10 protein-coding genes are annotated in these 11649 nt (G+C 70.0%); 7 read left to right on the top strand and 3 right to left on the bottom strand.

The window, feature by feature from the left end; genetic code table 11:
• Positions 1-55: 55 nt before the first annotated feature.
• Positions 56-598 (bottom strand): hypothetical protein, encoded by a 543-nt coding sequence (locus DM194_RS24230; protein WP_111070120.1) that lies wholly within the window; start codon positions 596-598, stop codon positions 56-58.
• A 264-nt stretch (positions 599-862) separates the two neighbouring features.
• Between DM194_RS24230 and DM194_RS24225 the strand changes: the two genes are divergently transcribed.
• The 3 genes from DM194_RS24225 to DM194_RS24215 all read left to right on the top strand — a co-directional run bounded on the left by DM194_RS24225 (position 863) and on the right by DM194_RS24215 (position 2988).
• Positions 863-1507, top strand: coding sequence for a DUF47 domain-containing protein (locus DM194_RS24225; protein ID WP_111070118.1), 645 nt, complete (start codon positions 863-865; stop codon positions 1505-1507).
• Positions 1508-1517: 10 nt separating this feature from the next.
• Positions 1518-2531, top strand: a complete 1014-nt coding sequence (locus DM194_RS24220) for an inorganic phosphate transporter (protein ID WP_111070117.1) — start codon at positions 1518-1520, stop codon at positions 2529-2531.
• 142 nt (positions 2532-2673) lie between these two features.
• The gene (locus DM194_RS24215; protein WP_111070115.1) at positions 2674-2988 is read left to right on the top strand and encodes a hypothetical protein; all 315 of its coding nucleotides are present in this window, start codon (positions 2674-2676) and stop codon (positions 2986-2988) included.
• 69 nt (positions 2989-3057) lie between these two features.
• On the opposite strand, the gene DM194_RS24210 is transcribed toward DM194_RS24215, so the two are convergent.
• On the bottom strand, positions 3058-5751 hold the full coding sequence (locus DM194_RS24210) for a response regulator (RefSeq protein WP_111070112.1): 2694 nt from the start codon (positions 5749-5751) through the stop codon (positions 3058-3060).
• 262 nt (positions 5752-6013) lie between these two features.
• Here DM194_RS24210 and DM194_RS24205 point away from each other — a divergent pair, with 262 nt between their 5' ends.
• From DM194_RS24205 to DM194_RS24195, 3 genes are all read left to right on the top strand, one after another.
• Positions 6014-6439 (top strand): tellurite resistance TerB family protein, encoded by a 426-nt coding sequence (locus DM194_RS24205; protein WP_176581499.1) that lies wholly within the window; start codon positions 6014-6016, stop codon positions 6437-6439.
• A 348-nt stretch (positions 6440-6787) separates the two neighbouring features.
• A complete protein-coding gene (locus DM194_RS24200) occupies positions 6788-7036 on the top strand; it encodes a hypothetical protein (RefSeq protein ID WP_111070110.1) in 249 nt (82 codons plus the stop codon).
• Positions 7037-7130: 94 nt separating this feature from the next.
• The gene (locus DM194_RS24195) at positions 7131-7421 is read left to right on the top strand and encodes a hypothetical protein (RefSeq protein ID WP_111070107.1); all 291 of its coding nucleotides are present in this window, start codon (positions 7131-7133) and stop codon (positions 7419-7421) included.
• A 122-nt stretch (positions 7422-7543) separates the two neighbouring features.
• On the opposite strand, the gene DM194_RS24190 is transcribed toward DM194_RS24195, so the two are convergent.
• Positions 7544-7753 (bottom strand): hypothetical protein, encoded by a 210-nt coding sequence (locus DM194_RS24190; protein ID WP_236784050.1) that lies wholly within the window; start codon positions 7751-7753, stop codon positions 7544-7546.
• Between the two features lie 309 nt (positions 7754-8062).
• On the opposite strand from DM194_RS24190, the gene DM194_RS24185 reads away from it, so the two are divergent.
• The gene (locus DM194_RS24185; RefSeq protein ID WP_111070102.1) at positions 8063-11605 is read left to right on the top strand and encodes a hybrid sensor histidine kinase/response regulator; all 3543 of its coding nucleotides are present in this window, start codon (positions 8063-8065) and stop codon (positions 11603-11605) included.
• Positions 11606-11649 lie beyond the last annotated feature (44 nt).

The raw sequence follows: 11649 nt of genomic DNA, 5'->3' as shown, positions 1-11649 counted from the left end.
AGGGGGCTGCCGACCGAAGGTCGGTGGAAATAGGCTTGCGCCCCTCCCCACCCCCTCAGATGCGGGTCAGCCCATCCGGCCTCGACGGCTGCACCGGCGCCGGCTCCGCCGGTGGATTGGCCGGCCCCGGCGCCAGCTGCCAGCCGTCGAGCGCGCGTTTCAGCGCGTCGAGGCCGGCACTGGCGGAGGCCTTGGCCTCGTCGGCGGCGCGGGTGATGGCGGCGCACAGTTCGGCGCGCCGCTTGGGGTCGTCGCGGCTTTCCTCCAACGCCCGGCCGACATCGTCGGCCGTCCCGCCGTCCTGGGCTTCGGGCTGCACCGTCTTCGGGTCGATGCCCAGCAGCGGCAGCAGATACTCCCGCCCCTTCTCACGCGCCAGTGTCACCGCCTTCTCTCCGAACCGTTCCGCCGACGCCAGCCCGGCGTCCCAGGTGGTGAGCACGGCCGAGACGGTCGGGCTGCAGCGGCCGGCGGGATCCTCCGACGCTGGTGGCGGCGCCGGCGCCTCGGTCTGCGCCCGCAGCGGAGCGGCGGAGAGCAGCAGAACCGCCAGGGCCGGCGCGGCAAGGCGGCGGATGGGGCTGGATTGACACGTCATGCGGGAGAACCTGCGGTCTTGAAGGGGTCTTGCGCTCATTTGGGAAGGCGGTATGCCCCTTTCCATGGCCCCTGCCCATCTGGCGCCGCCGGCCCGGTTCACGCCATTCACCGGATGGAAAGTGCGCAAAGGCCGCAACCTGTGGCGATTTTGCTACCAGATGACTGTTACATGACCGTTACATGACACGCCGCCGCTGCACCGCGCGGCGAAGCATGCTAAGAGCAGCGCCGAATCACCCCAGTCACCGCGAGTCATTGCCCCATGCTGCTGCGCGCATTCCGTTCGCTGATGCCGAAGGAGGAACGCTTCGTCGACCAGTTCGTCGACCAGGCCCGCCACATCGTGGCCGCAGCCGCCGCCCTGGAGGCGGTCATGGACGCAGGGCCGGAGGAGCGGGCGCAGAAGATCGCGGCGCTGAAGCGGGTGGAAAAGGACGCCGACCGCATCGCCAAGGATGCCGGGCGCGGCCTGCACCGCGCCTTCATCACCCCCTTCGACCGGTCGGACATCCTGTCGCTGATCAACGCGCTGGACGACGCCATCGACCTGATGGACGAGGTGCCTCGCCATGCCGGCCTCTACGGCATCGAGTCGTTCGACGAGCCGATGCGCCGCTTCGTCTCCCTGATCCGCCAGCAGGCCGACGTTCTGGTGGAACTGATGCCGCTGCTGGGCGCCATCGCCCGCAACGCCGAGCGGATCGACCAGCTCTGCGGCCGCCTGTCCGACCTGGAGGACGAGGCCGACGATGTGCTGCGCGGCGCCCTGCAGACGCTGATCGCGGAAAAGCCGGACATGATCACCTTCCTCGGCCGGCGCGAGCTGTACGAGATGCTGGAGGCGGTGACCGACCGCTGCGACGACGTCGGCGACCTGGTCGCGGGCATCATGCTCGATCAGGTCTGAGGCGGCGGCAATGGAGGCCCTTCAGATCGGTCTGCCGGCGATCATCTTCATCGTCTTGGTGGCGCTCGCCTTCGACTTCATCAACGGCCTGCACGACGCGGCGAACTCCATCGCCACGGTGGTGTCCACCCGCGTGCTGTCGCCCAAGGTGGCCGTCCTGTGGGCGGCCTTCTTCAACTTCATCGCCTTCCTGTTCTTCGGCCTGCATGTCGCCACCACCATCGGCACCGGTCTGGTCGACCCGCTGGTGATGGACCCGGCGGTGATCCTGGCGGCGCTGATCGGCGCCATCGGCTGGAACCTCATCACCTGGTATCTCGGGCTGCCGTCCTCCTCGTCCCACGCGCTGGTGGGCGGCATCGCCGGCGCCGGCATCGCCAAGGCCGGGATCGACGCCATCGTCGCCAGCGGCTTCATCAAGACGGCGGTCGCCATCGTGGCGTCGCCGGGCATCGGCCTGCTGCTGGCGCTGGCGCTGATGCTGGTGGTGTCCTGGGTCCTGCGCCGCGCCGCGCCCTTCGCGGTCGACCGGCAGTTCCGCCATCTCCAGCTCGTCTCGGCCGCGCTCTACAGCCTGGGCCACGGCGGCAACGACGCGCAGAAGACGATGGGCATCATCGCCGTCCTGCTGTTCAGCCAGGGCATGCTGGGCGACACCTTCCACGTGCCCTTCTGGGTCATCATCACCTGTCAGGCGGCGATGGGGCTGGGCACGATGATGGGCGGCTGGCGCATCGTCCGCACCATGGGCTCGCGCATCACCGACCTGAAGCCCTATCAGGGTTTCTGCGCCGAGACCGCGGGCGCCATCACGCTGTTCGGCGCGACATGGATGGGCATCCCGGTGTCGACCACCCACACCATCACGGGCGCCATCGTCGGCGTCGGCTCCGCCCGCCGCACCTCGGCGGTGCGCTGGGGTCTGGCCGGCCGAATCGTCTGGGCCTGGGTGCTGACGATTCCCGCCGCCGGCATCGTCGCCGCCCTGTCCTACCTGCTGGTTGCCGGCCTGCTGGCCCCCTGATCGGGCCGCCGGCCGCCCGGCGGGGCGGGAAATCCGGGGCAGGAACGCGACGCGAACGGATAAACCCTTCGTTCAGCAGCGCAGCCTTGACCCGGAAGGGCCGGAACGGCAGGATCGGTGCGGTGGAGACAGGATACCGGTCATGCCGCATATCGAACGCACCGACCAAGGCGAGCAGTATGTGCTTCCCGGCACCGAACGCCGGACGGCTCCCGGCTTGCCCTATGCGGCGGAAGCCGACGGTCAGCTGACCCTTCATTTCTACGCCCCGCCCGACAAGTCGGAACGCCGGCCCCGCCCGACCTCCGCGCGCGCCCTGCCTGTCACCCCGGACTTGCCCGCAGGGATGCCGGCCGCGATGACCCAGGTCCAGACCAAGACGTCGGGAGAGGCCGCGCCGCAAAGCCTGTTCGGCCGCCGCCTCGCCCATTTCCCGCAGGTCTTCGAACAGCCCTGACGGCTGCCGGCAGTCACCTCCCCCTGCGGGATTCACCCCCAAAATTCACCCCGGAAAATTCGCGACGTTTCACGCAACGCCCGTCCGGCTGCGGCCGGAGTCGAGGATGCGGGCGATCTGACGCAGCAGGACCTCGCGGTCATAGGGCTTGCCGATATGCCCGTTCATGCCGGCCTCGCGGCACTGGCGCCGTTCCTCTTCGGAGGAGCCGGCGGTCAGCGCCAGGATCGGCAGGTCGCCGCGGGGCGGCGGCATCGCGCGGATGGCCCGGCTGGCCTCCAGCCCGTCCATGACCGGCATCTGCACGTCCATCAGCACGAGATCATGGTCGCCGGCCTGCACCGCCTCCACCGCCGCGGCACCGTCGGCGACCATATCGATCCGATAGCCGCTGTCACGGAACAGGGCGGCCAGCAGCTCGCGGTTGATCGACAGATCCTCGGCGATCAGCAGGCGCGGCGGTCCGGCCGGCCGGGGCGGGGCGGGAGCCGGCACGGAAACCAGTGGGGACGCCGGGGCGGAGGATGGCACCGCCGCCGCCACGCGCGCGCCGGTGATGCGGGCCAGTTGCAGGCGCAGTTCGTCGATGGAGAAGGGCTTGGCGATCATCGCCACCTCGGGTCCGAAGGCGGCGGGGTTGCCGACGGCATGCGCGGCGAAGCCGGAGGCCAGCAGCACCGGCAGGCCGGGCCGCATGCGGGCGGCCTGCCGCGCCAGCTCCGTACCGTCCATGCCCGGCGGCATGACCACGTCGCTCAGCATCAGGTCCAGCGGCTCCGGCCCGTCCAGGATCACCAGCGCCTCGTTGGCATTGGACGCCGCGATCACGCGGTGCCCCCAGCCGCGCAGCAGCCCGGCCACCATGTCGCGCACGGTCGCATCGTCGTCCACCAGCAGGACCGACAGCGGCTGCACCGCCGGGGCCGGCTCCGGTGACGGGGCCGGCCCCGGGGCGGGGGCAGGGGCCGGAGCAGGCGCCGGCCGGGCTTCCGGCGGCAGCAGGCGGCCGGCAGGCAGGCGCACCGTCACCGTGGTCCCGACGCCCAGCCTGCTGTGCAGCGCCAGGGCGCCGCCATGCAGCTCCACCAGCCGCTTGGTCAGCGGCAGCCCCAGTCCGGCGCCCTCGATGCCGCGGTTGGCGGCGCTGTGCACGCGGGCGAAGGGCTCCAGCACACGATCGACATCCTCGGCGGGGATGCCGAGGCCGGTGTCGGTGACGCGGATCACCGGAACACCCTCTTCGACCGCGGCCGTCACGGTCACGGAGCCGCCCGACGGCGTGTATTTCACCCCGTTGGCGATCAGGTTCAGCAGGATCTGGCGGATGCGCCGGTCGTCGCCGCGCAGATGCCGCAGCTCGGGCGCCACCGCCGCCGACAGCCGCACGCCGGCCCGCTCCGCCCGCGGGATCAGCATGCGGAGGGCGAAGTCGGCCGCCGCCTCCAGATCGCAGCGCCCCTCTTCGATCGAAAGCGCGCCGGCCTCCGCCCGCGCCTGGTCGAGGATCTCGTTGATCAGTTCCAGCACATGCTGGCCGGAATCGCGGACATTGGCGGCATATTGCCGGTAGACCGGGTTGCCGACCGGCCCTTCCGCCTCGCGCGCCATCAGGTCGGCGAAGCCGATCACCGCGTTCAGCGGGGTGCGCAGCTCGTGGCTCAGCCCGGCCAGGAATTCGCCCTTGGCGCGGTTGGCGGCCTCGGCGGCCTGCCGCGCGGTCTCCGCCATGTCGCGGGCATGGTCGAGCGCCGCGGCCAGCCGGGCGCTCTCGTCGCGCTCGGCGCTGGTCCGCTCCACCGCGTTGCGCGCTTCGGCCAGCGCCACCTGCGCCTTGCGCTCGCGGTCCAGGTAACGCAGGCCCCAGGCCAGCGCCGCCAGGATCGCCAGCAGCCCGACGGCGGTCTCCACCACCGTGTAGAGGGTGCGGGTGCGCCATTCCGCCATCGCCTCGGTCCGGTCGATGCCGGTCACCACCACCAGACCGTAATCGCGCATCGTGCGGTAGGCGGCGATGCGCAGCACCCCGTCCAGCATCGACGGCGACAGATAATGCCCGTCCGGCGCCTCGCGCAGCTGGGTCTGGAACAGCAGCCCGCCGGCCACCGACCGACCCGCCGAAGCCTCGGTCGCCGGGCGGCGGGCGACGACCTCCCCGTTCGGACGGTAGACGCCGATCAGCGGGTCGAACTCGAACCCCAGCATGTTGTAGAAGTCGGTGAGGGTATCGACCCGGATCGACGCGGACGCCACGCCGACGAAGCGCCCCTGGTCGTCATGCAGGGGACGGGACACCGGAAAGACCATCGGCTGGCTGCCGGTGCGGCCCGGCTGCCCGGCGCCGATATGCAGGCGCATGCCGTTCCGCATGGCCTCCAGCCCGGCCGGATCGGCGAAGCCGGCGATGCGGTTGGGAAAGCTGGCTGATTCCAGGATGGCCCGCCCGTCGGCGTCGAAGATCCAGATCGCGTCCGCGCCCTCGACATGGGCGGCGTATTCGCGCAGGCGGGTCCAATGCTTCAGGTCGCGCATCCTCTGCGGCCCGCCGGCCTCCGCCACCATCGCGGCCGTCTGGTCGAGCGCGATGTCGGCCGCGCGCACCGTCCGGTGGACATGGTCGTCCACCAGCCGGGCCATGTCGCGGACCATGGCGAAGCGGTGCTGCTGAGTGTCCTGGTAGTCGTAATAGATTCTGTGCGCCGCGTTGCCGGCCAATGCGGCCAGGACGACCACCACAACCAGAGCGCCCCGGACGAAGCGTCCCACAGATCCTCCCGGAATTCCCCCGACACGCCGCGCGATGCAGCCCGATCGTCACGGCCAACCCAAAGCTTCAAGTCCAAACTATCACGAAACCCGCCGGGCCGGCGCGCTATTCGACGGCGGCCCGTCTCAGGGTTTTTCCCTATGGCGGGCGCCGGGACGGCAGAGCACAGCATCCGCAAAAAATCGCCCCTCCCCCCATCTTGCACGGGGTACCCCACGGGCCCAAATGCGCGGGCGACTTGACCATTGGGGAGGTAGGAACATGGGTCTGTTCGATATGTTCAAGGGCAACGCTCCGCTGGAGATGAACCCGCGCCGGGCGCTCGTCGTCTCGCTGATCTACTGCATGGCGTCGGACGGCGAGATCGATCCGGAGGAGGTGGGCCATCTGGTCTCCGTCCTCGGCCGCAACTCCACGCGCGAGGAACTGGACCGCTGCTTCAAGTTCGCGCGCAGCACCCCGCCCGACACGTTCCTGGGCGAGGTCGCGCCGAAGCTGAACGAGCAGCAGCGCCTGTGCATCCTGCTGAACATGATCGACAGCGCCATGGCCGACGGCGAGGCGGAGCAGGGCGAACGCGACCTGATCGTCCGCTTCCAGCAGGCCTTCGGCTTCGACGACGCCAAGCTGCAGCCCTATTTCCAGGCCCTGGTGGTGAAGAACAGCCGGACCGTGCTGGACGCCTGAGGGCCGGGTCGAACCGGCTCCCGATCCTGCCCCTGCGGGGTCGGGAGCCCCCTCGGCCTCCCCGCCCCGATGGGCAAAACCGCGTCCGGCGCAAGAGGGGATTGTCGCAGGAGTTCGCCGGAATTTGCCGCGTCTGACCCGCGAAACGGTCACGGGCGGAATAAACCGCCTCAACCTATGTTGATACAGGTTAGAGGCCGGCCACCGTCAGCTTTGCCGACGCGCCCGCTGTGACGCAACCGTTCAATTGTCACAGCCGAACGTCATAGGCACCGTTGTGGGAACTGGTCCGAAGGTATAATCTGTTCGTGTTCCCAACCAATTCCCGAACATGGGAAGGTGCCATCCATGAATCTGCACAGTCTGGCCAGCGACATGGTGCAAACCGCTCTGGCCTGTGAAAAGGCGCTCCCCGGTCGGGCGAACGCCGATGAATATGATCTCGCCCGGCACATCCTGGTCGAACCCGACCATGCCTGGCACGTTTGCGAGACCTACGCCCGCGCCGTCAGCATACCGGTCGAACAGCTTCCGGTCAGCCAGCTCCGCGGCCTCATCAGCGACATCGTCCTGTCGAAGCTTCCCCGCTACGACTGAGTTTCTCGATCCCAAGGGCCGGCGCCGTATCCGGCCGATGGCCGGAACGATCCGGGTACTTTCACTCCCGCAATTCCTGTTCCGTGGTGCCACCATGGCGATCGAGCTTCATTCCTTTACCGTAACGCTGGCCGTCGCGGATTCCGCCGGCTGTTCCAGCGCCGCCGAACACCGTGCCCGCATCTGGAAGGCCGTGTCCGAGCTGTCGGCCGCCGTCCGCAATGCCGGCATGGCGACCGAGGCCCGTTTCCGCGGCCAGGACCGCCAGGGCCATGTCCTGTTCGAGGCGACCGACACCGGCGCCGCCTTCCTGCGCGGCCTGCCCGCCATCGCCCGCGTCGACGACGCGCGCATGGGCGGCGGGCGCGTCCAGCTTCGCCACTGACGCCGCCCCGGCTCGCCGGCCGGCGCGGACGTCACCGCAAGAACGGTCACCGCAAGAACGAAGGCCCGCCGCTCCGATCCGGGGCGGCGGGCCTTGCCGTTCTCAGCGAATGACGTTTCCGCTCAACGCGCGCGGTGGCGCAGGGGCCGGACGTTGCTCTCGGTCTCGACCTCTTCGGTCGGGCGCACCTTCTTCAGCTGGACGATGAAGCGCTCGGCGCCGTTCTCCATGACGGCGATGCCGGTCAGGCCATGCGCCCAGTCGCACGGGACGACGTGGATCTCCTTGATGGTGGCGGTACCGGCGGCAAGCTCCGCGCGATCCAGGACCACGTCCCCGACCCGGAACCCCAAATAGGCGTCTATCAGCATTCTGTTGGGTGTCCGTCTTCCGTTTCAGGCCACGCACCGGGGCCGGCACCACGGGCCGGGCTCCTTCACGATAAGCCATCTTGCCACAGATTGGGCGTTTCGCGACGCTTTCCCAGCGGCGGCGTCGCAGTAAACCTATGGAGACCCCCGATTGTTCCAGCCGCGGAGCGCCGGTCATTGTTGCCGGCGGGGCGATTGGGATAGGGTCGACCGGCTTCATCATTCCCCGTTCCCTCCCCCTTTCCTCCCCTCCCGAGAGGTCCGTCGGTCGTGCAGAGTTGGCTGGTCCTGGCCGTGTCGGCGGCCTATCTGGGCGTGCTGTTCGCCATCGCCTGGTGGGGCGACCGGCGCACCGCGGGCGGAACGCTGGTGCTGTCCTCGCCGCGCGCGGCCGGCATCCTCTATGCGCTGACGCTCTGCATCTACAACACCAGCTGGAGCTTCTACGGGTCGGTCGGGCGGGCATCGGCCAGCGGCTTCGATTTCCTGCCGATCTATCTGGCGCCGATGTTCCTGCTGCTGGCGGCGCGGCCGGTGCTGACCAAGATCATCGCCATCACCAAGGCGCAGAACGTCACCTCCATCGCCGACTTCATCGGCGCGCGCTATGGCAAGAGCCAGGCGGTGGCGGCGCTGGTGACGCTGACGGCGCTGGTGGGCGTGCTGCCCTACATCGCGCTCCAGTTGAAGGCGGTGGCGGCGAGCTTCGACGTGCTGACGGCCCCCTCGCTGGCGGCCCCGGCAGCCCTGCCGCCGCCGATCTGGGGCGACACCGCCTTCGCTGTCGCCCTGTCGATGGCGGTCTTCACCATCCTGTTCGGCGTCCGCCACATCAACGCCAGCGAGCATCACCGCGGCCTGATGCTGGCCATCGCCTTCGAAAGCCTGGTGAAGCTGACCGTCTTCCTGGCCGTGGCGGCCTTCATCGTCTGGGGCATGTTCGACGGCTACACCGACCTGATCTCCCGGCCGCAGGCGGAACCGCTGCTGTCGCCCAGCTTCTCCGACCCGACATGGTGGTCGAACACGGCGATCTCGCTGATCGCCTTCCTCTGCCTGCCGCAGATGTACCATGTGATGACGGTGGAGAACGACAACCCCCGCCATCTGCGCGCCGCCGCCTGGATGTATCCGGCATATCTGCTGGCCTTGAGCGCGCTGATGATCCCCATCGCCGTGGCCGGCCTGATCACCTTCGGTGACGGCATCAACCCCGACACCTTCATGATCACCCTGCCGATCGCGGCGGGGGCCGGCGGCTTCAGCCTGCTGTCCTTCATCGGCGGGCTGTCGGCGGCGACCGGCATGGTGATCGTCGCCGCGGTGTCGCTCAGCACCATGCTGTGCAACGACGTGGTGATGCCGCTGCTGCTCAGCCGCCCGCGCTTCGCCGCCCGCGTCGGCCGGCGCGACATGGTCGGCACGCTGCTGCTTGTGCGGCGGCTGTCGGTGCTGGGCATCCTGCTGCTGGCCTATGTGATGCACCGGCTGGTCGACCGCGATTACCCGCTGACCGTCATCGGCCTGCTGTCCTTCGTCGCGGTGGCGCAGTTCGGGCCGGCCTTCTTCGGCGGGCTCTACTGGCCGCGTGCCAACCGGGTGGGGGCGCTGGCGGGGCTGGGTGCCGGCTTCCTGCTGTGGGTCTACACGCTGATGGTGCCGTCGATGGCCCGCATCGTCCCGGTGCCCGACGCGCTGTTCGAGGTCGGCCCCTGGGGCATCGGCTGGCTGCGCCCGCAGGCGCTGTTCGGGATCGAGGGGCTGGACCCGATCTCCCACGCCAGCCTGTGGAGCCTGCTGGCCAACGTGATCGCCTTCGTCGCCGGCTCTCTGCTCGCCCGCCCCAGCGCGGTGGAGCGCACGCAGGCCGTCTTCTACACCACCGCCACCGCCGACCAGGACGACGACGATACCCCGCAGGCGCTCGCCAAGCTGGCCGACCTGCGGGCACTCGCCATCCGCTTCGTCGGGGCGGAGCGCGGCAACGCCGCCTTCGACGCTTACGCCGCCGGCCGCAAGGGCGAGGCCGGCCCGGCCGACCTCGACGCCGTCCGCTTCACCGAGACGCTGATCGCCGGCGCCATCGGCGCGGCGTCGGCGCGGGTGGTGATGGCGGCCTCGCTCCAGGGACGCTCGCTGTCGCGCGGCGACGCCATGGCGATGCTGGACGAGGCGTCGGAGGCGCTGCGCTTCAACCGCAAGCTGCTGCAGGCGACGCTGGAGAACATCGGCCAGGGCATCTGCGTGATCGACGCCGACCACCGCATCGCCGCCTGGAACCACCGCTATCTGGAACTGCTCGACCTGCCGGCGGACATGGTGCGGGTGGGCGTGCCCTTCGCCGAGCTGATCCGCTTCAACGAGCGGCGCGGCGAATACAGCGCCCACGACATGAAGGCGCTGCTGACCAACCGCGACACGGCCAACCAGGAATGGCCCTACCGCTACGAGCGGCGCCGGCCCGACGGCACGGTGCTGGAGATCGTCGCCAACCCGCTGCCGGAGGGCGGCTACGTCTCCACCTACACCGACGTGACCGAGCGCTACCGGGCGGCGGAGGCCCTGCGCGAGGCCAACGAAAGCCTGGAGCACCGGGTGCGGGAACGCACCGACGCCCTGCAGCAGGCCAAGGCGGAGGCCGAGGCGGCCAACGCCAGCAAGACCCGCTTCCTCGCCGCCGCCAGCCACGATCTGCTGCAGCCGCTGAACGCCGCCCGCCTGTTCGTCTCGGCGCTGGAGGAGAGCATCCGCGTCCCCCTGCCGACGGCGGAGCAGCGGCTGTCCGAATGCGGCATGATCGACAATGCCGCCGCCGCCCTGCGCTCCACCGAGATGCTGCTGGGCGGGCTGCTCGACATCTCCTCGCTGGATGCCGGCAATGTCCGGGTGCAGATGCGCAGCTTCGCCATCGACGAGCTGCTGGGCGGGCTGGGGGTGGAGTTCTCCGCCCTGGCGCAGGAACGCGGGTTGACGCTGAGGGTGGTCGGCTGCGGCGCCACGGTGCGGTCGGACCCGCAGCTGCTGCGCCGGGTTCTGCAGAATTTCCTGTCCAATTCCGTCCGCTACACGCCGAAGGGCCGGGTCCTGCTGGGCTGCCGGCGGCGCCGCGATCCCATGCTGGGGGACCGGCTGCGCATCGAGGTGTGGGACACCGGCCCCGGCATCCCCGAGGCCAGGCACCACGAGGTGTTCCAGGAGTTCCGCCGGCTGGGCGGCGAGGACGGCAACGGCGACCCGACCGACAAGGGGCTGGGGCTGGGCCTCGCCATCGTCGACCGCATCGCCCGACTGCTCGGCCATCCGGTCACGATGCGGTCCACGGTCGGGCGCGGCACCGGATTCACCGTGGAGGTGCCGGTGGAGCGGGCGCGCGCCGCCGCGGTCGACCGTCCGGTCTCCGTCCCCACCGCCCTGTCGGCCGGGCTGCTGGTGCTGTGCATCGACAATGAGGAGCCGATCCTGGCCGGCTTGCGCGCCCTGCTCGGCCAATGGGGCTGCCGGGTGGCGACGGCGTCGGACGTGTCCGGCGCGCTGGCGGCGCTCGCCCCCTTCGACGGCGCGCTTCCCGACGTGGTCTGCGTGGATTATCACGTGGGAGGCGGGCAGACGGGGCTTGCGGTTCTGCAGCGGTTGCGGGAATTGTGGGGCCGTCCGGTCAAGGGGCTTCTGCTGACCGCCGACCGCTCCGAAGCGGTGCGGGCCGAGGCGGAGCGTTGCGGCTGCGGCGTGCTCTACAAACCGGTGAAGCCGGCGTCGCTGCGCCGCTTCCTGAACGGGGCGGCCCTGCAGACGTCTGCGGTGGCCGAACGGTAAGGCTGGAACCGGATAAAAGCCGGACGGCCGCGAATGGGGGGAAT

It is taken from the genome of Azospirillum ramasamyi, from assembly GCF_003233655.1.
GTDB classification, from domain to species: domain Bacteria; phylum Pseudomonadota; class Alphaproteobacteria; order Azospirillales; family Azospirillaceae; genus Azospirillum; species Azospirillum ramasamyi.
Note: the sequence above shows the minus strand (reverse complement) of the source record. Positions and strands in the feature narration are given on the sequence as shown.

What these genes read in the sequence shown, in the direction of transcription:
- DM194_RS24200 (WP_111070110.1), top strand. Translation starts at nt 6,788, where the DNA reads ATGAATCTGCACAGTCTGGCCAGCGACATGGTGCAAACCGCTCTGGCC.
- DM194_RS24230 (WP_111070120.1), bottom strand. Translation starts at nt 598, where the DNA reads ATGACGTGTCAATCCAGCCCCATCCGCCGCCTTGCCGCGCCGGCCCTG.
- DM194_RS24195 (WP_111070107.1), top strand. Translation starts at nt 7,131, where the DNA reads ATGGCGATCGAGCTTCATTCCTTTACCGTAACGCTGGCCGTCGCGGAT.
- DM194_RS24225 (WP_111070118.1), top strand. Translation starts at nt 863, where the DNA reads ATGCTGCTGCGCGCATTCCGTTCGCTGATGCCGAAGGAGGAACGCTTC.
- DM194_RS24220 (WP_111070117.1), top strand. Translation starts at nt 1,518, where the DNA reads ATGGAGGCCCTTCAGATCGGTCTGCCGGCGATCATCTTCATCGTCTTG.
- DM194_RS24215 (WP_111070115.1), top strand. Translation starts at nt 2,674, where the DNA reads ATGCCGCATATCGAACGCACCGACCAAGGCGAGCAGTATGTGCTTCCC.
- DM194_RS24205 (WP_176581499.1), top strand. Translation starts at nt 6,014, where the DNA reads ATGGGTCTGTTCGATATGTTCAAGGGCAACGCTCCGCTGGAGATGAAC.